General features: G+C 73.5%; 21 protein-coding genes and 1 pseudogene. 12 read left to right on the top strand and 10 right to left on the bottom strand.

The genetic code is table 11. The features are described from left to right. Positions 1 to 105: 105 nt before the first annotated feature. From acs to ACFV6D_RS07960, 5 genes are all read left to right on the top strand, one after another. The gene (gene acs / locus ACFV6D_RS07980) at positions 106 to 2,061 is read left to right on the top strand and encodes an acetate--CoA ligase (protein WP_063348674.1); all 1,956 of its coding nucleotides are present in this window, start codon (positions 106 to 108) and stop codon (positions 2,059 to 2,061) included. Between the two features lie 403 nt (positions 2,062 to 2,464). Next, positions 2,465 to 3,841 carry a Na+/H+ antiporter NhaA gene (gene nhaA / locus ACFV6D_RS07975; RefSeq protein WP_079135771.1) on the top strand — a complete coding sequence of 459 codons (1,377 nt, stop codon included), beginning with the start codon at positions 2,465 to 2,467 and terminating at the stop codon, positions 3,839 to 3,841. A 187-nt stretch (positions 3,842 to 4,028) separates the two neighbouring features. Beyond that, a complete protein-coding gene (locus ACFV6D_RS07970; RefSeq protein WP_063348673.1) occupies positions 4,029 to 4,505 on the top strand; it encodes a phage holin family protein in 477 nt (158 codons plus the stop codon). 94 nt (positions 4,506 to 4,599) lie between these two features. Continuing rightward, the gene (locus tag ACFV6D_RS07965) at positions 4,600 to 5,619 is read left to right on the top strand and encodes an alpha/beta hydrolase (protein ID WP_363370492.1); all 1,020 of its coding nucleotides are present in this window, start codon (positions 4,600 to 4,602) and stop codon (positions 5,617 to 5,619) included. A gap of 144 nt (positions 5,620 to 5,763) precedes the next feature. Next, on the top strand, positions 5,764 to 5,973 hold the full coding sequence (locus ACFV6D_RS07960) for a hypothetical protein (protein WP_063348672.1): 210 nt from the start codon (positions 5,764 to 5,766) through the stop codon (positions 5,971 to 5,973). A gap of 109 nt (positions 5,974 to 6,082) precedes the next feature. On the opposite strand, the gene ACFV6D_RS07955 is transcribed toward ACFV6D_RS07960, so the two are convergent. The 4 genes from ACFV6D_RS07955 to nth form a co-directional block, all read right to left on the bottom strand. Continuing rightward, complete coding sequence (locus ACFV6D_RS07955; RefSeq protein WP_063348671.1) at positions 6,083 to 6,784, bottom strand: metal-dependent hydrolase; 702 nt, start codon at positions 6,782 to 6,784, stop codon at positions 6,083 to 6,085. Between the two features lie 150 nt (positions 6,785 to 6,934). After that, positions 6,935 to 8,119 carry a MarP family serine protease gene (locus tag ACFV6D_RS07950; protein WP_063348670.1) on the bottom strand — a complete coding sequence of 395 codons (1,185 nt, stop codon included), beginning with the start codon at positions 8,117 to 8,119 and terminating at the stop codon, positions 6,935 to 6,937. A 46-nt stretch (positions 8,120 to 8,165) separates the two neighbouring features. Beyond that, on the bottom strand, positions 8,166 to 8,933 hold the full coding sequence (locus tag ACFV6D_RS07945; protein WP_063348669.1) for a CoA pyrophosphatase: 768 nt from the start codon (positions 8,931 to 8,933) through the stop codon (positions 8,166 to 8,168). Then, positions 8,930 to 9,805 (bottom strand): endonuclease III, encoded by an 876-nt coding sequence (gene nth, locus ACFV6D_RS07940; protein ID WP_363370497.1) that lies wholly within the window; start codon positions 9,803 to 9,805, stop codon positions 8,930 to 8,932. The genes ACFV6D_RS07945 and nth overlap by 4 nt, the downstream gene beginning before the upstream one ends. A 147-nt stretch (positions 9,806 to 9,952) precedes the next feature. On the opposite strand from nth, the gene ACFV6D_RS07935 reads away from it, so the two are divergent. From ACFV6D_RS07935 to ACFV6D_RS07915, 5 genes and pseudogenes are all read left to right on the top strand, one after another. Beyond that, positions 9,953 to 11,491, top strand: coding sequence for a flavin monoamine oxidase family protein (locus ACFV6D_RS07935; RefSeq protein ID WP_380335645.1), 1,539 nt, complete (start codon positions 9,953 to 9,955; stop codon positions 11,489 to 11,491). Then, a complete protein-coding gene (locus ACFV6D_RS07930) occupies positions 11,488 to 12,891 on the top strand; it encodes a glutamate-cysteine ligase family protein (RefSeq protein WP_380335643.1) in 1,404 nt (467 codons plus the stop codon). The genes ACFV6D_RS07935 and ACFV6D_RS07930 overlap by 4 nt, the downstream gene beginning before the upstream one ends. Before the next feature lie 140 nt (positions 12,892 to 13,031). After that, complete coding sequence (locus ACFV6D_RS07925) at positions 13,032 to 13,649, top strand: RraA family protein (RefSeq protein WP_380335640.1); 618 nt, start codon at positions 13,032 to 13,034, stop codon at positions 13,647 to 13,649. Positions 13,650 to 13,714: 65 nt separating this feature from the next. Further along, positions 13,715 to 13,903 (top strand): annotated as a pseudogene (locus ACFV6D_RS07920) (transcriptional regulator); the annotation flags it as partial. A gap of 152 nt (positions 13,904 to 14,055) precedes the next feature. Continuing rightward, positions 14,056 to 14,730: a Crp/Fnr family transcriptional regulator gene (locus tag ACFV6D_RS07915; protein ID WP_030240972.1), complete on the top strand. Its 675-nt coding sequence runs from the start codon at positions 14,056 to 14,058 to the stop codon at positions 14,728 to 14,730. Positions 14,731 to 14,828: 98 nt separating this feature from the next. Here ACFV6D_RS07915 and ACFV6D_RS07910 read toward each other — a convergent pair whose 3' ends face one another. From ACFV6D_RS07910 to ACFV6D_RS07890, 5 genes are all read right to left on the bottom strand, one after another. Beyond that, a complete protein-coding gene (locus tag ACFV6D_RS07910) occupies positions 14,829 to 15,662 on the bottom strand; it encodes an MBL fold metallo-hydrolase (RefSeq protein WP_380335637.1) in 834 nt (277 codons plus the stop codon). Further along, positions 15,659 to 15,832 carry a hypothetical protein gene (locus tag ACFV6D_RS07905; protein WP_159398479.1) on the bottom strand — a complete coding sequence of 58 codons (174 nt, stop codon included), beginning with the start codon at positions 15,830 to 15,832 and terminating at the stop codon, positions 15,659 to 15,661. Before ACFV6D_RS07905 ends, ACFV6D_RS07910 begins: the two co-directional genes overlap by 4 nt. A gap of 86 nt (positions 15,833 to 15,918) precedes the next feature. After that, entirely contained in the window at positions 15,919 to 16,785 is an 867-nt protein-coding gene (locus ACFV6D_RS07900; RefSeq protein ID WP_350881965.1) for an NUDIX hydrolase, read from the bottom strand. 64 nt (positions 16,786 to 16,849) lie between these two features. Next, positions 16,850 to 17,317: a RidA family protein gene (locus tag ACFV6D_RS07895; RefSeq protein WP_350881963.1), complete on the bottom strand. Its 468-nt coding sequence runs from the start codon at positions 17,315 to 17,317 to the stop codon at positions 16,850 to 16,852. Then, on the bottom strand, positions 17,314 to 17,472 hold the full coding sequence (locus ACFV6D_RS07890; RefSeq protein ID WP_167745864.1) for a DUF4177 domain-containing protein: 159 nt from the start codon (positions 17,470 to 17,472) through the stop codon (positions 17,314 to 17,316). The genes ACFV6D_RS07895 and ACFV6D_RS07890 overlap by 4 nt, the downstream gene beginning before the upstream one ends. 208 nt (positions 17,473 to 17,680) lie before the next feature. Between ACFV6D_RS07890 and ACFV6D_RS07885 the strand changes: the two genes are divergently transcribed. Together ACFV6D_RS07885 and ACFV6D_RS07880 are read left to right on the top strand one after the other, a co-directional pair. Continuing rightward, positions 17,681 to 18,763 (top strand): ArsA-related P-loop ATPase, encoded by a 1,083-nt coding sequence (locus ACFV6D_RS07885; protein ID WP_063348661.1) that lies wholly within the window; start codon positions 17,681 to 17,683, stop codon positions 18,761 to 18,763. Between the two features lie 137 nt (positions 18,764 to 18,900). Then, a complete protein-coding gene (locus ACFV6D_RS07880; RefSeq protein WP_063351282.1) occupies positions 18,901 to 20,019 on the top strand; it encodes an ArsA family ATPase in 1,119 nt (372 codons plus the stop codon). 203 nt (positions 20,020 to 20,222) lie between these two features. Here the strand turns inward: ACFV6D_RS07880 and ACFV6D_RS07875 are convergent, their stop codons facing one another. Then, positions 20,223 to 20,546, bottom strand: coding sequence for a WhiB family transcriptional regulator (locus ACFV6D_RS07875; protein ID WP_030240986.1), 324 nt, complete (start codon positions 20,544 to 20,546; stop codon positions 20,223 to 20,225). Positions 20,547 to 20,730 lie beyond the last annotated feature (184 nt).

The following is a 20,730-nucleotide window of genomic DNA, read 5'->3' as shown; positions in this document are numbered from 1 at the left end:
CTCTTGTCAAGTGCCCCATTCGCCTGGTGAGCTGTGCGCTGGGACACACGGGACAATCCCCACGCACGGGATCGTCTCCGATCATGACTCGATGAGGAGTGCGCGTTGAGCAACGAGAGCCTGGCCAACCTGCTCAAGGAGGAGCGGCGATTCGCCCCGCCGGCAGAGCTCGCCGCCGCCGCCAACGTCACCGCGGCCGCGTACGCGCAGGCCTCCGAGGACCGCCTGGGCTTCTGGGCCGAGCAGGCCCGCCGCCTCAGCTGGGCCGTCGAGCCGACCGAGACGCTGGACTGGTCCAACCCGCCCTTCGCCAAGTGGTTCGCCGACGGCAAGCTCAACGTGGCCTACAACTGCGTCGACCGCCACGTCGAGGCCGGTCTCGGCGACCGGGTCGCGATCCACTTCGAGGGCGAGCCCGGCGACAGCCGCTCGATCACCTACGCCCAGCTCAAGGACGAGGTCTCGCAGGCCGCCAACGCGCTGCTGGAACTCGGCGTCCGCAAGGGCGACCGGGTCGCGGTCTACCTGCCGATGATCGCCGAGGCGGTCGTCGCGATGCTCGCCTGCGCCCGGATCGGCGCCACCCACTCGGTGGTCTTCGGCGGCTTCTCCGCCGACGCCGTCGCCTCCCGCATCGAGGACGCCCAGGCCAAGCTCGTCATCACCGCCGACGGCGGCTACCGTCGCGGCAAGCCGTCCGCGCTCAAGCCGGCCATCGACGAGGCGCTCACCAAGGTCGACGGCGTCGAGCACGTCCTGGTGATCCGCCGCACCGGGCAGGAGATCTCCTGGACCGAGGGCCGTGACGTCTGGTGGCACGAGATCACCGCGCGCCAGTCCACCGAGCACGCCCCCGAGGCGCACGACGCCGAGCACCCGCTGTTCATCCTCTACACCTCGGGCACCACCGGTAAGCCCAAGGGCATCCTGCACACCTCGGGCGGCTACCTCACCCAGGCCAGCTACACCCACCACGCGGTCTTCGACCTCAAGCCGGAGACCGACGTCTACTGGTGCACCGCCGACATCGGCTGGGTCACCGGCCACTCGTACATCGTCTACGGCCCGCTCTCCAACGGCGCCACCCAGGTCATCTACGAGGGCACCCCGGACACCCCGCACCAGGGCCGGTTCTGGGAGATCGTCCAGAAGTACGGCGTGACGATCCTCTACACCGCGCCGACCGCGATCCGCACCTTCATGAAGTGGGGCGACGACATCCCCGCGAAGTTCGACCTGTCCTCGCTGCGGGTGCTGGGCAGCGTCGGCGAGCCGATCAACCCCGAGGCCTGGATCTGGTACCGCGAGCACATCGGCGCCGGCAAGACCCCGATCGTGGACACCTGGTGGCAGACCGAGACCGGCGCCATGATGATCAGCCCGCTGCCGGGCGTCACCGAGACCAAGCCGGGCTCGGCCCAGCGCGCCCTGCCGGGCATCGCGGCCACCGTGGTCGACGACGAGGCCAACGAGGTCCCGAACGGCTCCGGCGGCTACCTGGTGCTCACCGAGCCGTGGCCGTCCATGCTGCGCACCATCTGGGGCGACGACCAGCGCTACATCGACACCTACTGGTCGCGCTTCGCGGGCCGCTACTTCGCCGGTGACGGCGCCAAGAAGGACGAGGACGGCGACATCTGGCTGCTCGGCCGGGTCGACGACGTCATGCTCGTCTCGGGCCACAACATCTCCACCACCGAGGTCGAGTCGGCCCTGGTAGGCCACCCGTCGGTGGCCGAGTCCGCCGTGGTCGGCGCCACGGACGCCACCACCGGCCAGGCCATCGTCGCCTTCGTGATCCTGCGCGGCGGCGCCACCGAGAGCCCGGAGCTGGTCGAGGAGCTGCGCGCGCACGTCGGCCGCACGCTCGGCCCGATCGCCAAGCCGAAGCAGGTCAAGGTGGTCGGCGAGCTGCCGAAGACCCGCTCCGGCAAGATCATGCGCCGTCTGCTGCGCGACATCGCCGAGGGCCGCGAGGTCGGTGACACCACCACCCTCGCCGACAGCACGGTGATGAGCCAGATCCAGGCCCAGCTGCCGCCGGCGGGTGGCAACGGCTGAGCCGGCCGACACGGTGAAGCGTGCCCCGGGCGGTGGTCACCGCCCGGGGCACAGCCATGCCGCGGGTCTGGAGCCCCCTTCCGGTCGGCCGCCAGGGTGTGCAGCGGGGCGGCCGGGAGCGGGCGGTGCCCCGCGACCGACGGTGCCGCGTTCACCCGTCTGCGCCCGGCCTGGGCCATTCGGGTGCCGTGCCACTGCTCCTCCGGAGTGCGGAACCCACCCGCAGGGCTTAAGTCCTTGAATAGGACAATCCGGATGTCACCCGAACGATCCCCTAGACTGTTAACGACGCATCAAGATCCCTGAACGGGAGTCCGAGCGTCACAGGGCGCGCCGGGAAGTCTGGTCGGCAACTGCACCACACGTGCATCCGTTGCCGCTCCCAGCCCCTCAGGAGGTCCTCGTGACCGACCAGCCGCCCGTCCACGAGCCGACGACCCGCCGCCGGCAGCTGCTCGGCCGACTGTCCCTGCCCGAGCGGACGTTCATCACCGACGCCCTGCGCACCGAGACGGTCGGCGGCGTGCTGTTGCTGCTCGCCGCCGTGGCCGCGCTGGTCTGGGCCAACGTCTGGCCGCACGCCTACGAGAGCGTCCTCGACTACACCGTCGGGCCCTCCGCCCCGCTGCACCTCGACCTCACCCTCGGCAACTGGGCCAAGGACGGCCTGCTGACGATCTTCTTCTTCGTGGCCGGGATCGAGCTCAAGCGCGAGTTCGTCGCGGGCGAGCTGCGCACCCCGAGCGCCGCGCTGCTCCCGGTGGTGGCCGCCGTCTGCGGCGTCGCGCTGCCGGCGATCCTGTTCGCGCTCGTCAACTCGGGCAGCGGCGGTCACCCCAGCGGTTGGGCCATCCCGACCGCCACCGACATCGCCTTCGCGCTCGGCGTGCTGGCCGTGGTCGGCAGCCACCTGCCGTCCGCCCTGCGCGCCTTCCTGCTCACCCTCGCCGTGGTGGACGACCTGATCGCGATCCTGATCATCGCGGTCTTCTACAGCTCCGGTATCAGGTTCTGGGCGCTCGGCCTGGCCTTCGCCGGCCTGGTGCTGTTCTGGTTCCTGCACCGGCGCGGAGTGCACGGCTGGTACCTGTTCGTGCCGCTGGCCGTCGTGAACTGGGCGCTGATGCACGAGAGCGGCATCCACGCCACGGTCGCGGGCGTCGCGATGGGCCTGATGCTGCGCTGCCACCGGGAGGGCGACGAGCAGCACTCCCCCGGCGAGCACATCGAGCACCTGGTCCGCCCGCTCTCGGCCGGCCTGGCCGTCCCGGTGTTCGCACTGTTCGCCGCCGGGGTGACGATCTCCGGCCCGTCGCTGCGCGAGGTGTTCACCCAGGCCACGCCGCTCGGCATCGTCATCGGCCTGCTGGTCGGCAAGACGGTGGGCATATTCGGCGGCACCTGGCTGGCCGCCCGGTTCACCCGGGCCGAGCTGAACCCGAAGCTCAGGTGGGCCGACATGTTCGCGGTCTCGGTGCTCGCGGGCATCGGCTTCACCGTCTCGCTGCTGATCAGCGAACTGGCGTTCCGCGACGACCTGGCCCTCGCCGACCTCTCCAAGACGGCCGTCCTGGTCGGCTCGCTGCTCTGCGCGACGGTGGCCACCGTGCTGCTCAAGCTCCGCAACCGGCACTACCGCGAGCTGTGCGAGGAGGAGGACCGGGACGTGGACGGCGACGGCGTCCCGGACGTCTACCAGGAGGACGACCCGGCCTGGCGGGCCCGGGCCGCCGGGCTCGCCCCGCGACCCGACGGCGAGGGGCCGGAGAAGCCCCGCTGAGGCCCGCCGGCGGCCCGGCAGAGCCCGGACACGTCCCCCCGGCGGGGCCCCGGAGTGGTGTGCGACTGACCGGTAGGGGCATGATTCTGAGCTGTCGACAGTCCACTGACGCCTCCGGGCCCCTCCGGCCCCCCGAACCGCACCACGCGGCGGCGTCACGCCGCACAGCCGCAGAGGAGAACCGCTGATGCCCGCAGGAGCCGCAGACCCGTCCAGCAACGGCCGGGCGCCCTACGAGGGCGAGCGTTCGGTGGGGCAGCTGTTCGCGGCGGCCACCGCCGACCTGTCCGCACTCGTCCACGACGAGATCGCGCTCGCCAAGGCCGAGATCCGGGCGGACGTCAAGCGCGGCGTCTCCGGGGGCGTCTCGCTGGGCGTCGCCGCCGTGGTGGCGCTGGCCGCCGTCCCGATGCTGAGCGCCGCGGCGGCCTTCGGCATCCACGCGCTGGGCCTGTCGCTCGGCTGGTCGTTCCTCATCGTGGCCGGCGCCTACCTGCTGCTCGCGGTGCTGCTCGGGCTGATGGCCTGGCGCTCGTTCAAGCGGATCGAGAAGCCGCACCGCACCATCGAGGGCGCCCAGAAGACCGCCGACGTGCTGAAGAACGCCCGGCCGCGTCCGGCCACCAAGGAGGAGATCGACCGGGCCCTGGGCCGCATCCCGTAACCGTCCGTCCGGTGGCGGTGCACGCCGCCCGCCCGGACCCGCCGGGAGCGAGTGCCGGGCGCCGTCCGGCGCACGGATGTGACACGCTCTCGGTATGCCGCTTGACCAGAAGCCCGTATCCGCGCAGCCGTCCGCCGACTCCGGACCCGACCTGGCACCCGGGGGGGAGCCCGCCGATGAGGCCCCCGGCACCACCCCCGACGGCGGCGCCGAGGCCTGGAGCGTCCGGCAGAGCGGCCCGTGGACGCACCGCGACCTCGCGGCCAACGGCGCCCGGTTCCACATCGCCGAGCTGGGCTCGGGCCCGCTGGTGCTGCTGGTGCACGGCTGGCCCGAGTACTGGTGGGCCTGGCGCCACCAGCTGACCGCGCTCGCCGAGGCCGGCTACCGGGCGGTGGCGCTCGACCTGCGGGGTGTCGGCGGCAGCGACCGCACCCCGCGCGGGTACGACCCGGGCAACCTCGCCCTGGACATCACCGGGGTGATCCGCTCGCTCGGCGAGCGCCGGGCGCACCTGGTCGGGCACGCCGCCGGCGGCACGCTGGCCTGGGTGGCGGCGGTGATGCGCCCGTCGGTGATCCAGAGCCTCACCGTGGTCTCCGCCGCGCACCCCCGGGACCTGCGCCGGGCCCTGCTGACCGACCGCCGCCAGGCGGCCGCCTTCGAACACGTGCTGGGCTTCCAGCGGCCGTGGATACCGGAACGCCGTCTGGTGGCCGACGACGCCGCGCTGGTCGGCCGCTACCTGGACGCCTGGGCCGGTCCGAACCGGCTGGACGAGGAGGCGGTGCACGCGTACCGGCAGGCCATCCAGATCCCCAGCACGGCGCACTGCTCGATCGAGCCGTACCGCTGGCTGCTGCGCTCGATGGCGCGCCCGGACGGCATCCAGTTCGCCCGGCGGATGAAGAAGCCGATCACGGCGCCGACCCTGCACGTCCAGGGCGCGGCGGACCCGGTGCTGCTGTCGCACACCGCGCTGGGCGGCGGCGAGTACGTGGCGGCGCCGTACCGCTGGCGGCTGATGCCGGGGGTCGGGCACTTCCCGCACGAGGAGGCCCCGGAGCAGTTCACCGCGGAGCTGCTGGACTGGGTCGGCCGTCACAAGGAGTGATGATGCAGGAGCAGCGAAGGGGCCGGGAGGGAAGGGCCCTTGGCCCCAACTCCCTTGATCTGACGCACATATGACAACCGCATAGGCCAATTTCGACGCGCGCCCGGCGGTTACCCCCACCGGCCCAGGGGCATCCATTCCGGTATGACCTGGATGCCCGATCGCGGCGGCGCCCCGCGCGCCCGACGCCACAACAGCTCCCAGCGCTCCGCCCACCGCCCCGACTGGGCGGACGACCTCGGCTACGACGGCCCCGACCGCCGTCCACGCCCGGCGCAGCGGCAGCTCGGCATCCCCCGCATCCTCGGCCGGCGCGCCCGCTGGGTCGGCGCACGACTGCGGCGCGAGACCTGAGGCCTCGCGCCGCGTCGTCCGGCCGGTCCGGCGGACCGGTTCCGGCCGGCCGATCGGTTCGGCCGGTCGGTCCCGCCGGTCGGGTCGGCTGGCCGGCCAGTCCCGCCGGTCAGTTCACGAGCGTCGGCGACACCGCGGTGAACCAGAGCAGGACGAAGGTCGCCACCGACATGATCGGCACCAGCACCTTGGTCTCGACGTTGTTGCCGCTGCGCTTGATCAGCACCACCTCGTAGCGCTCCTTGTGCGGCCAGAGCAGCGGCGCGCCCTTCTTGGTCAGGCAGTCGCCCAGCAGGTGCGCCAGGGTGCCCAGCGCCACCGCGTACGGCAGCCAGCCCGGCGAGTTCGGCATCCAGGTGTTCATCCCGAAGGTGCCGAGCGCGGACAGCCCGATGACGGTGATCCAGCTCTCCGGGCCGTCCCCCGGCGGGCAGAGCCGCAGCGCCCGGATCGCGAGCGCGATCAGGAAGAACGTCAGCACCAGGGTGAAGTTGCGGCCCAGGTAGGTGACGCCCGCCCAGGTGCCGGCGCCCATCAGCGCGACGAACAGCAGCGAGTGGGTGGCGTGCCGGTGCCCGCCGGAGGCCCAGGCCACGAAGCGGCAGAGCGCCTTGGAGATCGGCCCCAGGAAGTTGGCGATCGAGCCGTCGTGGTGGTCGAGGTCCGGCAGCAGGGCCGCCCCCGCGCACAGCACCGTGCCCATCAGTATGTCCGCCGGCTGCAGCGTGGTGTGCAGCAGCAGCGGGGGCAGGAACGGCGCGGAGGCGGCGTACAGCATCGCCCCACTGACCGCGTGCGAGTGACCCATCATCGGACTACCACGACCTCCCGTAAGACTCACTCCGGGACGGCGCCCGGTTGAGCCGAACGGGTGAGCGCGGCAGAGGCTACCAGGGCGGACTGACGGTGTGACGGATATCGGATCGTCGGACCCGGCGCGTCGGACCGCCCCGCGGCCCGGTCAGAGCGCGCAGCCCTGGGTGTCCACCGGGGTGCTCGCGGTGCTGCCCCTCTCCGCGTCCTCCCGCACCTCGGCCGCGGTCAGCACGTACCCGGTGTCGGCGCTGTCCAGCGACTTGGCGAACACCACGCCGTAGACCTGGCCGTCCGGGGTGAGCAGCGGGCCGCCGCTGTTGCCCTGGCGGACCAGCGAGCGGACCGAGTAGACGTCGCGGACCACCTGGCCGCGGTGGTAGATGTCCGGGCCGTTGGCCTGGATCCGGCCGCGGATACGGGCCGGCTGGACGTTGAAGGCGCCGTTCTCCGGGAAACCCGCCACGATCGCGCTGTCGTTGGTCTTCGCCTCGCCCGCGAACGCCAGCGGGGGCGCGTTCAGCTTGGGGACGTCCAGGACGGCGATGTCGCGCTGCCAGTCGTAGCGGACCACCGTCGCGTCGTACAGCTGACCGACCCCGCCGATCTGCACGGTCGGCTCGTCGACCCCGCCGACCACGTGGGCGTTGGTCATCACCCGGTGCGGGGCGAAGACGAAACCGCTGCCCTCCAGGGTCTTGCTGCAGGAGGTGGCGGTGCCGACCACCTTGACCAGGCTCTGCTTGGCCCGCGCCACCGCCGGGCTGCCGGCCAGCGCCGGGTCGGGGGTGTCGACCTGGGTGATCGGCTCGTGCTCGAAGGGGTTGAAGACCTGCGGGAAGCCGTTGCGGGCCAGCACCTTGGAGAAGTCCGAGAACCAGTTCGGCGCGTCGTCGGGCAGCGCGTTCTGCACGCCGCCGAGGATCGCCGAGGAGCGGACCTGCTTGGACACCGTCGGCAGCGACGCCCCGGCCAGCGCCGAGCCGATCAGCCAGGCCACCAGCAGCATCGAGACCACGTTCACGGCCGCGCCGCCGGTCGCGTCCAGCACCCGCGCCGGACGGCGGCCGATGTGGCCCCGGAGCTTCCAGCCGAAGTGCGCGGTCACCGCCTGGCCGATCGCGGCGCACACGATCACCACCACCACGGCCACCACCGAGGCCGTGGTGCCCGGGCTGAGGTGGTCGAGCAGCAGCGGCAGCAGCTGGACGGCCAGCAGGCCGCCGCCCAGGAAGCCGACCAGGGACAGGACACCCACCACGAAGCCCTGCCGGTAGCCCGACACGGCGAATGCCACGGCAGCGGCGATCAGCAGCACATCCAGGACGTTCACCCGGACACCCTCCCACGGCCCGCGGCCCGGCCGCGCAGACGGCCCCTCACGTGGGACCGGCGTCGCCGCCCGGCAGCGCCCGGGAGTGGTCGAGATCGCCCTGCACCAGGGCCAGCGCCTCGTCCGAGAGGTCGACGATCCGGGACGGGTCCCAGGGCAGCTCCAGCCCGCCGTGGTGCAGCACACGGTCGATCACCCCGGCCGTGAACCCCCAGACCAGCCGCCCGGCCACCGCGAAGGCCGGCCCCACGTGCCCGGACGGGTGGCGCAGCCGCACCCGGTTCGCCGGGTCGGCCAGATCGGCGACCGGCACCCGGAACACCGCGCCGGTCTCCCCCTGGTCCACCGGCCGCACCGGCGACTCCTCGCGCCACCAGCCCAGCACCGGGGTCACCACGAACCGGCTGACCGGGATGTACAGCGCCGGCAGCACCGCGAACACCTGCACCCCGGCCGGGTCCAGCCCGGTCTCCTCCCAGGCCTCGCGCAGCGCCGCCGCGACCGGGCCCGGGCCGTCCGGGTCACCGTCCTCCGGATCCAGCGCGCCGCCCGGGAAGGACGGCTGCCCGGCGTGCGAGCGCAGCGAGCGGGCCCGCTCGATCAGCAGCAGGTCCGGCCCGTCCGGGCCCTCGCCGAACAGCATCAGCACCGCCGCCGCCCGGCCGCCCTCCACAGGCGGCAGGAAGCGGCTCAGCTGCTCCGGCAGCACCCGCTCGGCCGCCTCCCGCACCGGCTCCAGCCAGGCCGGCAGGCCGTCCCCCTCGACCACTCGCACCGCCGACGGCTCCGGCGCCCGCCGTGCCTCGCGGGTCACTCGCCCACCGCCAGGTCCGCGATCCGCCCCTGGTGCCCGGCGGCGTCGGCCCGGGCGGCGGCCTCCCCGGGGAAGTCCCCCGGCGGCCTCAGCCGCTGCCCGGGCTGCCCGCCCAGCTCGTACTTGAGCAGCTTGCGCGCCTTCTCCGGGTCGGTCTCGCCCTCCCCGTACGACGGGCAGAGCGGCGCGACCGGGCAGGCGCCGCAGGCGGGCTTGCGGGAGTGGCAGATCCGGCGGCCGTGGAAGACCACCCGGTGCGACAGCATCGTCCACTCCGACTTCGGGAAGATCTCGGCGACGGCCGCCTCGACCTTCACCGGGTCCTCCTCGGCGGTCCAGCCGAACCGCCGGGCCAGCCGCCCGAAATGCGTGTCCACGGTGATCCCGGGCACCCCGAAGGCGTTGCCGAGGACCACGTTGGCGGTCTTGCGGCCCACGCCCGGCAGCGTCACCAGGTCGTCCAGGCGGCCCGGGACCTCGCCGCCGAAGTCGTCGCGCAGGGCGATCGAGAGGCCGATCAGCGACTTCGCCTTGTTCCGGAAGAACCCGGTCGGGCGGATGACCTCCTCCAGCTCCTCCGGGTTCGCCGCCGCCATGTCCTCCGGCGTCGGGTACTTCGCGAACAGCGCCGGCGTCGTCTGGTTCACCCGCAAGTCCGTCGTCTGCGCCGACAGCACGGTCGCCACCAGCAGCTGGAACGGGTTCTCGAAGTCCAGCTCCGGATGCGCGTACGGGTACAGCTCCGTCAACTCGCGGTTGATCCGCCGCGCCCGCCGCACCATCGCCAGGTGCGACTCCGGCTTCCCCGGCTTCACCCCCGGCACGGCCTTCGCCTTCGGTGCCGCCGCCGCCCGGACCTTGCTCTCTGCCATGCACGAAGGCTACGCCGAACGGCCCACGGCGGGCAGCGGATCACCGGAGCCCGCGGCAGCCGCGGACTGACGTTCGGATGGGCGCCGTCTGGTGGCTCGCGACGACGGGCTGCCCCAGTCTGAGGGCTACGACGACGCGAGGTGCCCATGTTCGACGAGAGCTTCGCCTTTCCCAGCAGCCTGCTGCGCCCGGTGACCGGCGCCACCGGGCGGGTCGCGGTGATCGGGGCCGGGGTGGCGGGCCTCGTCGCCGCCTACGAGCTCCAGCGCCGGGGCTTCGGCATCGTCCTGTACGAGCGGTCGAACCAACCCGGCGGACGGGTGCGCACGCACCGCTTCTGGGACGGCACGCACGCCGACCTGGGCGCCATGCGCATCCCCGGGAACCACCACTGCGTCCTCCACTACGTGTCCCAGTTCGGCCTGCGGACCAGGCCGTTCGTCAACTTCAACCCGGACGCCTACTACCACCTGCGCGGCCACCGCGCCCGCGTCCAGGAGGTGCACGCGCTGCACCCGGCGTTCGCGCTGCGCGCCGCCGAGAAGCAGGACCCGCGGCGGATCCTGGACCGGCTGCTGACGGCCGCCTGGGAGACGCTCACCCCCGACCAGCGCCGGCGAGTGCTGGACGGCCACTGGGACGACCCGGCGCTCGACCGGCTCGTCTCGGTGTCGCTGTGGCAGTACGTCCACGAGCACCTGTCGCAGGACGCCTGGGACCTCCTCGGCCACGCCAGCGGCCTGGTCCACTACGAGCAGTCCTCCCTGCTGGAGGTCCTCGTCGACTACTTCGGCCTGTTCCACGCGGGCCAGGTCGAACTGGTCGACGGCACCGACCGCCTGGTGCACGCGTTCGTACGCCGGCTGCGGCCGAGGACCCTCCAGCTGTCCACCCAGATCGACGAACTCTCGCTGACCCGCCAGGGCGTCCGGGTGCACGGGCGGCGCCTCGGCGGCACGATCACCGAGGACGTCGACTTCGTCGTCTGCTGCGTCCCCGTCCCCGCCCTCGACCAGATCAGCTTCCGGCCCGGCCTCCCCCACCACCAGCGCCACGCGATCCGCGGCATCAGCTACGCCAGCAGCACGAAGACGCTCGTGCACACCAAACGGCGCGGCTGGGAACTGGACGACCGGATCTTCGGCGGCGGCAGCTTCACCGACATGCCGATCCAGCAGTGCTGGTACCCGTCGGACAACGCCCGGCCCGTCGACGGCCGGACCAACGGGAGCACCGTCGGCAGGCGGCGCTGGGCCGCCCGGGACCCGCAGCGCTCCCACGAGCCCGCGGTGCTCGTCGGCGCCTACCTGTGGGGGGCCAACGCCCGCCGCTTCACCACCCTGCCGCCGGCCGACCGCGACCTGCTGGTCCTGAAATGCCTGGAACGGCTGCACCCCGGCATCCTCCGCGACGCGGACGACATCGTGCACTGGAACTGGGACGACCAGGTCGGCATGGGCGGCGGCGCCTTCGCCCACCTCGCGCCCGGCGAGCACACCCGGTACCTGACCGGGCTCGGCGCCCCGCACCCGACCGACGACCCGAGGATCTTCTTCGCCGGAGAGCACCTGTCCGGAGCGCACGCCTGGATGCAGGGCGCCGCCCAGTCGGCCCTGGCCGTAGTGGGCCAGGTGATCGACCGGGGGCAGCACGCCGACGACACCGCGCGGCTGCGGACCGGGTGAGCGCGGCACCGGCGCCCCGGCGCCGAACCGGCGAGCAGAGCGGCGGCCCGGCGACGGGAGCGACGCTGCACCGCGACGACCTCGGACCGCTGCTCGCCCCGGCCGCGGCCGCGACCGAGCGGATCGGGCTGGAGATCGAGAACGGCATCGTCGACCCGGAGACCGGGCGGGCCGCCCCCTACGAGGGGAAGAACGGCGTCCGGGCCGTCCTGGAGGCCGTCCTCGCCGAATGGGGCGGCACGGACCGGCGCGACAACGGCCGGCTGACCGGCGTGGACCTGGCGGACACCGCCCAGATCACGCTCGAACACGGCGGCCAGGTCGAGTACTCCTCCGTCCCGGCCGCCGGCCTGGCCACGGCCGTGGACGACATGCGGGCCACGATGGAACGCCTCGCGGAACTCGTCGGGCGCTTCGGTCTGGCCCTCCTGCCCGGCGGCAACCTCCCCTTCGACCGGCTCGACACCGTCTCCTGGGTGCCGATGCTCCGCGGTGCCGTCATGCGCGACTTCTTCGACCGGATCGGCGAGGCCGGCAGCGGGGCCCCGAAGATCATGTCGATGTCGCTGTCCACCCAGGTGCACCTGGACTACCTGTCCGACGAGGACTTCACCCAGAAGCTGCGGATGCTGACCGCCGCGTCCCCGGTGGTCGCCGCACTGCTCGTCAACTCGCCGCTGCAGGGCGGCCGGTCGAACGGGCTGCTCTCGCACAGGTCGCAGAACTGGCTGCGGATGGACCCGCGCCGCTGCGGCGTCCTGCCGCCCGCGCTGCGGCCCGACGTGAACGCCGACGACGTCATCGACTGGGCGCTGGGGATCCCGATGATCTACTACCGCGGCCCGGACGGACGGTACCGGCCCGCCCCCGACCGGCCGTTCGCCGAGATCCTGCGGCAGGGCTTCGACGACGGCACCATGCCGACCTTCGACCACTGGGTCTCCCACATGTCGCAGATCTGGACGGACGTCAGGGTCCGCCGGACCCTGGAACTGCGGGCCGGGGACGGCCCGCCGTACCGGCACATCCCGGCCGTACCGGCGCTGTGGGCGGGGCTCGCCTACCACCCGCCCTCGCGGACGGCGGCCTGGGAACTGCTGCGCCACCACGGCGTGGCGGAGCACCGCGCGGCGAAGGCCAGGCTCCCCGCCGACGGCCTGGACACCATGCTCGGCGGCGACCGGGTCCGCGAACTCGCGGCGGAACTCGTCCGGCTCGCCCGGGCAGGCCTGCGGGCCCGGGTCCGCGCCGGCCTGGAACAGCCGAAGGTGCTCGACTACCTCGACCCGCTCGACGAAGTGCTGCGCACCGGGCAGACCTTCGCCGAACAGACCACGGCCCGCTGGGACACCGACCTCCGCCGCGACCCCCGCCGCTACGTCGCGGCCTTCCGCGTCTGAACCCCCGCCCGACCCTCCCGCCCGAGCCGTGGAGTTCTCCGGCCGAAGGGCCTTCCTCGCCCGAACCGTCGCGGGTTAGCGTGACCGGCGGCGGCCGGCCCCGGGTCAGCCGCCGCCTGCCCACCGAAGAACGAGGACGCATGGACCAGGACTTCAAGGACATCCCCACCACCACCCTGGCCGACGTGCTCGGGCGCGCCCAGGTCATGGACATCGGCATCCGTCCGCTGTGGGCGGGGGCGCCGCGGGTGGCCGGCCCGGCGTTCACCGTGCAGTGCCCGCCCGGCGACAACCTGATGCTGCACGCGGCGATCTACCGGGCCGAGCCGGGCGCCGTGATCGTCGTCGAGTCGGGCGACCTGGACTACGCGCTGGCCGGCGGCAACGTGTGCGCCGTCGCGCAGCGCCGGGGCGTCGCGGCGTTCGTCGCCGACGGCCTGATCCGGGATCTGGGCGAGGTACGGGAGCTGGGCTTCCCGGTCTTCGCCCGCGGCGTGATCCCGATCCCGGGGGCCAAGCGGGAGCTCGGCACGCACGGCGCCCGGGTGCATTGCGGCGGCGTGCCGGTGGCGGCCGGTGACGTCGTGGTGGCCGACGAGGAGGGGGTCGTGGTGGTGCCCGCCGACCGGCGCGCCGAGGCCCTGGCGGCGGCCCGCGCCAAGCTGGCCAAGGAGGCCGCCGAGACGCTGGACGACTGGGAGGCGGCGCACCGCACCCGGATCGAGAAGACCCTCGGCGAGCTGGGCTTCACCGGCTGAACCCGGCCCGGTCCGGCTGAACGGGCCGGGCGCCCGCCCCGGCGAGGCCTCGGCCCTGGCCGACCCGCCGCACCGGTCTGTCCGCCGCCGGCGTATCGCAGCACCTGACCGCCCTGCACGCGGCGGGTCCGACCAGCGCCCACCGGGCCGGTCACAGCGTCCTCTACGCCCGTACGGCGGTGGGCGATTCATTGTTCGAACCGCACGAGCAGGCGTTCGACCAGGCGCCGCCCCCGCGGCGCCCCACCCGGTGACCCGCCGGTACGAATGGCCCCGCACGGCACACCTCGGCACACCCCCTCCTCATATGATCGGAGCGACATGCGCCATGCTTGGTGATGCAGAGCACGGTACGGAACTTGCGCCGGACGGCCCACCCGCCGAACGGCCGAGAAGGAGGAAGCACGTGGACGACGTTCTGCGGCGCGCCGCACTCTTCGCGGCACTCGACGACGAACAGGCCGGCGAGCTGCGCGCTTCCATGACCGAGGTGACCCTCGCCCGTGGTGAGTCGCTGTTCCACGAGGGCGACCCGGGCGACCGGCTGTACGTCGTCGCCGAGGGCAAGGTCAAGCTGCACCGCGCCTCGCCGGACGGACGCGAGAACATGCTCGCCGTCCTCGGCCCCAGCGAGATGATCGGCGAGCTGTCGCTGTTCGACCCGGGCCCGCGCACCGCGACCGCCAGCGCGCTGACCGAGGTCAAGCTGCTCGGCCTGGGCCACGGCGACCTGCAGCCCTGGCTGCACGCCCGCCCCGAGGTCTCCATCGCGCTGCTGCGGGCCATCGCCCGCCGCCTGCGCCGGACCAACGACGTGATGTCCGACCTGGTCTTCTCCGACGTGCCCGGCCGCGTCGCCAAGGCCCTGCTGGACCTCTCCCGCCGCTTCGGCGTGCAGTCCGAGGAGGGCATCCACGTCGCCCACGACCTCACCCAGGAGGAGCTGGCCCAGTTGGTCGGCGCCTCCCGCGAGACGGTCAACAAGGCGCTCGCCGACTTCGCCGGCCGCGGCTGGCTGAAGCTGGAGGCGCGCGCGGTGGTGCTGATGGACGTCGAGCGGCTGTCGCGCCGCTCGCGCTGACCTCGGCGCGCTCACGTCTTCACGCCGTAACCGCCGAAGGGCCCGTCCGCGCGGACGGGCCCTTCGGCGTTCCGTTGCCCGCCCCGCGCGCGACGGGATCAGTCGAGGCCCGGGATCAGCCCGTGCTCCTCCAGGTACTCCAGCTGCGCCCGGACCGAGAGCTCGGCGGCCGGCCAGAGCGCCCGGTCGACGTCGGCGTAGACCCGGGCCACCACCTCGTCCGCGGTCCGGCAGCCGGCCTCGACCGCGGTCTCCACCTGGGCGAGCCGGTTGGCCCGGTGGGCGAGGTAGTAGTCGACGGCGCCGAGCGCGTCCGCGAGCGCCGGACCGTGGCCGGGCAGCACCGTCCGCACGCCGTGCGCGGAGGCCATCGTGTGCAGGTGGCGCAGCGAGTCCAGGTAGTCGCCGAGCCGGCCGTCGGGGTGGGCGACCATCGTGGTGCCGCGGCCGAGGACGGTGTCGCCGGTGAGGATCGCGCCGTCGGCGGGCAAGTGGAAGGTCAGCGAGTCCGAGGTGTGGCCGGGGGTGGCGACCACCCGCAGGTCGAGGCCGCCGACGTCCAGCCGCTGGCCGTTGACCAGGCCCTCGGAACCCAGCCGGTGCGCCGGGTCCAGGGCGCGCACCTCGGTGCCGGTGAGTTCGGCGAAGCGGGCCGCGCCCTCGGAGTGGTCGGCGTGGCCGTGGGTGAGCAGGGTCAGCGCGATGCGTTTGCCCCGCTGTTCCGCGAGGTCGACCACTCGGCGCAGGTGGCCCTCGTGCAGCGGGCCGGGGTCGACCACCACGGCGAGGTCCGAGCCGGGCTCGGAGAGCAGCCAGGTGTTGGTGCCGTCCAGCGTCATCGGCGACGGGTTCGGCGCCAGCACGCACAGCGCCCGGGGCGTGGCCTCGCCGTCGATGGTGGCGGCCGGGTCGCCCGGCAGGAGCCCGCTCACCGGTTGTCCCCGCGGGGCCGGTGCAGGGCCCTGAGCGGCAGGACCCGGACGAGCGGCCGCTGGGCCGTCTCGACGAACGGGACCTGACTCTCGCAGGCCGGGGTACGGGGGATCAGGCGGCGGGCGGGCAGCTCGGGTGCCGTCCGGCGAGCCACGGCGTTGTGGGTCATCGGGCGTCGGTCCTCTCTGTTCTCTGTTTCGAGTCTGTTCGGCGGCGTCGTCGGCGACAGCGCCGACGAGGGCGGGGCCGGTGCGGTCAGGCGTCCTCGGGGAAGTCCCCGTCGATGGTGAGTTCGTCGTACCCGGGCCAGCGGACCGTCATCCGGTCGCCCCGGACCTCGGCCCGGCCCAGCACCGGCTCCAGCGACCGCCCGGCGGCCGCGTCCAGCGCCTCCGCGGCGGTGCGCACCGGCGCCAGCTCGCGCAGCACCGTCACGGTCGGCGGCAGCATCCCGAACCGGCCCTCCTGGTAGCCGAGGACGGCCTCGGCGGGCGTCAGCCAGGCCACCCGGTCGGCCTCGCCGACCTCCAGGGCCGCGCTCTGCCCGGCCGGCAGCGCCGCGACGAAGAACCAGGTGTCGTAGCGGCGCTCCTCGAACTCCGGGGTGACCCAGCGGGCCCAGCCGCCCAGCAGGTCGCTGCGCAGCACCAGGGCGTGGTCGCGGAGGAACTCGGCGAAGGACAGCTCGTGCGCCTCCAGCGCAGCCCGCTCGGCGCTCCAGTCGCGCGGCGCGGCGACGCTGTCCGCGTCCGGGCCGGCCAGCAGGACGCCGGCCTCCTCGAAGGTCTCGCGGACGGCCGCGCAGACCACCGCCCGCGCCGTCCGGGCGTCCACCCCGAGCCGCCGCGCCCATTCCTCGGGCGCCGGTCCGGCCCAGCCCGTCTCCACCTCGGCGTCGCGCGGATCCACCCCGCCGCCAGGGTAGGCGTACATGCCGGCCGCGAAGGCCATCGAGGTGCGCCGGCGCAGCAGGTACGCCTGCGGCCCGGCGGCCGCGTCGCGCAGCAGCACGACCGTCGCGGCGAGCCTGGGCACCGGCGGGGTCAGCACGCCGGAGTCGACCGCCCGGATCCGGGCGGGCCAACCGGGCGGCATCGGGAGCGTCGTCGCTCGATGGTCCATGCCCGGATGCTAAGCGTACGAAGGCGGGGTTGGACAGGCCCAACCCCGCCTTTCGCGATCACACTCAGCTGCTCTTGACGCGCACCTGGAGCTCGACCTCGACCGGGGCGTCCAGCGGCAGCACCGCGACGCCGACCGCACTGCGGGCGTGCACCCCGGCCTCGCCCAGCACCTTGCCGAGCAGCTCGCTGGCACCGTTGATCACGCCCGGCTGGCCGGTGAAGTCGGGGGCGGAGGCGACGAAGCCGACCACCTTCACGACCCGCTCGATCTGGTCCAGGTCACCGATCACCGACTTGATCGCGGCCAGCGCGTTCAGCGCGCAGGTCTGCGCGAGCTCCTTGGCCTCCTCCGGGGAGACCTCGGCGCCGACCTTGCCGGTGCTCGGCAGCTTGCCGCCGACGACCGGCAGCTGGCCGGAGGTGAACACGAACTCGCCCGAGCGCAGGGCCGGCACGTACGCGGCGACCGGAGCGGCCACCGGCGGCAGGGTCAGCCCCAGGTCGGCGAGCTTGGCCTCGACCTTGCTCATGCGTTCTTCTCCCGCTTGAAGTAGGCCACCAGCTGCTCCGGATTCGGGCCCGGCACGACCTGGACGAGCTCCCAGCCGTCCGAGCCGAAGTTGTCCAGGATCTGCTTGGTGGCGTGCACGAGCAGAGGCGCCGTCATGTATTCCCACTTGGTCATGGCCAGACTCTAGACGAGCGGCCACCGCGATCGGCGCCGCCCACGGACCGGCGTGTGAGGTGGCCCACAAAGGGGGCATGATTCAGGCCCGGCCCCCCTGGTGCTCCGGGCATCCGGCGCGCTCCCTGGTTACCCTCGCGAGAGGGCACCGGTAGTTCGGGCCGGCCGACGGAGCGGCCCCGGCCCACGAGACGGACGGAGACGGAGCGTGGCACGCACCCCCGGCCAGGCGGCCCGGCGCGACCCCGACTGGGAGGGCGTCCGGCTGCACGTGGTCAGCGGCAAGGGCGGCACCGGGAAGACCACGCTGGCCGCCGCGCTGGCGCTGGCGCTCGCCGCCGACGGCGGCCGGGTGCTGCTGATCGAGGTCGAGGGGCGCCAGGGCATCGCCGAACTGTTCGGCATCGCCGCCCTCCCGTACGAGGAGCGCCGGATCGCCGCGGTCTCCCGCGCCCAACTGGGCCTGCCCCCCGACGACGGGGGCGGCGGGGGCGGCGGCGAGGTGTTCGCGCTGGCCATCGACCCCGAGCAGGCGCTGCTCGAGTACCTGGAGATGTTCTACAAGCTCGGCCGGGCCGGCAAGGCGCTGCAGAAGGTCGGCTTCGTCGACTTCGCGACCACCATCGCGCCCGGCGTACGGGACGTCCTGCTCACCGGCAAGGCCTGCGAGGCGGCCCGGCGCAAGGGCCCCGACGGCCGCCGCCGCTACGACGCGGTCGTGATGGACGCGCCGCCGACCGGGCGGCTCACCCGGTTCCTGAACGTGAACGCCGAGGTCGCCGGGCTGGCCCGGATCGGGCCGATACACACCCAGGCGCAGGCCGTGATGCGGGTGCTGAAATCGCCGGAGACCGCGGTGCACCTGGTCACCCTGCTGGAGGAGATGCCGGTGCAGGAGACGGTCGACGGCTTCGCCGAACTGCGCGAGGCCAGGCTCCCGGTGGGCGGGGTGATGGTCAACATGGTCCGGCCGCCGGTGCTGGACGCCGCGGCGGTGGCCGCGGTGGACGGGAACCACCGCGAGGAGGTCGCCCTGGCCCTCGGCGAGGCCGGGCTCGGCGGACGCTCGCGCAAGCCGGAGACGGTCCGGGCGGCGGTGGAGCCGCTGCTCGACCCGCTGCTGGAGCAGGCCAGGGAGCACGCCGAGCGGGTCGAGCTGGAGCGCGAGCAGCGCGCCGACCTCCAGCAACTGCGGCTCCCCACGTACGAACTGCCACTGCTGGGCGAGGGCGTGGACCTCGGCGGGCTGTACCGGCTGGCGGGCGAACTGAAGCGGCAGGGGGCGGCGTGACCACCAACGGAACCAGCGGAGCCGGCGGGAACGGCGGGGCCGGCCGGGCCCACGGCGGCGGTAGCAGCGGCAGCGGCGGGGTCGGCAACGGCGGCAGCGGTGTCCGGGCCGCCGGCAGCCGGCTCGCCGTCGACAGGCTGATCGACGACCCGAGGACCAGGATCATCGTCTGCTGCGGCTCCGGCGGCGTCGGCAAGACCACCACCGCCGCGGCGATCGGCCTGCGGGCCGCCGAACGCGGCCGCAAGGTCGTCGTTCTGACCATCGACCCGGCCCGCCGGCTCGCCCAGTCGATGGGCCTCACCGAGCTGGACAACACCCCCCGAGTCGTCAAGGGGGTCACCGGCGACGGCGAGCTGCAGGCCATGATGCTCGACATGAAGCGGACCTTCGACGAGGTCGTGCTCGCCCACGCCGAGCCCGAACGGGCCAAGGCGATCATGGAGAACCCGTTCTACCAGTCCCTGTCGGCCGGCTTCGCGGGCACGCAGGAGTACATGGCGATGGAGAAGCTCGGGCAGCTGCGCGACGCCGAGGAATGGGACCTGATCGTCGTCGACACCCCGCCGTCCCGCTCTGCGCTGGACTTCCTGGACGCGCCCAACCGGCTCGGCTCCTTCCTCGACGGCCGGGTGATCCGGATCCTGACCGCCCCGGCCAAGGTCGGCGGCCGCAGCGCGATGAGGTTCCTCAACGCCGGCATGGGCCTGATCACCGGCACCCTGGGCAAGATCTTCGGCGCCCAGCTGCTCACCGACGTGCAGACCTTCGTCAGCGCGATGGACTCCATGTTCGGCGGCTTCCGCGAGCGCGCCGACCGCACGTACCAGCTGCTCAAGGCGCCGGGCACGGCGTTCCTGGTGGTGGCCGCGCCGGAGCGGGACGCGCTGCGCGAGGCGGCGTACTTCGTCGACCGGCTCGCCGCGGACCGGATGCCGCTGGCCGGTCTGGTGCTCAACCGGGTGCACGGCTCGGGCGCGCCGCAGCTCACCGCGGAACGGGCGCTGGCGGCCGCCGAGGCACTGGAGGAGAACGGCTCGGAGCACGCCTCGCCCGAGGCCGAACTGCTCGCGGCCGGGCTGCTGAGGCTGCACGCCGAACGGATGCAGATCATGGGGCGGGAGCGCCGCACCCGCGACCGCTTCGTCTCCGTGTACCCGGACGTGCCGATCGTGGAGGTCGCCGCGCTGCCGGGCGACGTGCACGACCTGGACGGGCTGCGCGCCATCGGGGACCGGCTCAGCGGCACCGCGTAGGCACCGGCCCGGCCCGGGCGCCCGGCACCGGTGCGCCCGGCGCGGACGCCCTCGATGTGGATGTCCTCAGCACGGATGTCCTCAGCGTGAACGTCCTCGGCGCGGGTGCGCCGGACACGGGTGCGCTGGGCACCGATGTCCTCAGCCCGATGGCCCCCCGGCACCGGTCTGCCACGGCGCGGGTCCGCACCGCGCCGGCGTGCTCAGCCCGCCTGGGCGTAGTCCGTCAGTATCACGCCGGTCGCGAGGGACTCCTCGTACTCGGTGCGGGCCGTCTCCAGCAGCCTCCGCCACGAGATGACCGTCGGGCGGCGGCGCAGCAGCGCCCGGCGCTCGCGTTCCGTCATCCCGCCCCAGACCCCGAACTCGACCCGGTTGTCCAGTGCGTCCGCCAGGCACTCCGTGCGGACGGGGCAACCGCTGCACACCGCCTTGGCGCGATTCTGCGCCGCCCCCTGGACGAACAACTCGTCCGGATCACTCGTGCGGCAGGCGGCCTGCGCACTCCAGTCGTCAACCCAGCCCATCCCGGCGCCGTCCTCTCCCGTATCGAGGCTCCCCCACGGCGGCAACGGCATATTCACCGTTGCCAGTTGAGGACGTTACGGAAGAACGACAGCGAGCAACAGCCCCTCCGGGCTCAATCTCGCATGACCCGATTGGACTATGGGTACCGGTCAGCTCACTCGTTGGAGTGATCGCAGGTCGCAA

The organism is Kitasatospora sp. NPDC059812 (assembly GCF_042732075.1).
Classification (GTDB): Bacteria; Actinomycetota; Actinomycetes; order Streptomycetales; family Streptomycetaceae; genus Kitasatospora.
This window is presented reverse-complemented; position numbering and strand designations above follow the sequence as displayed.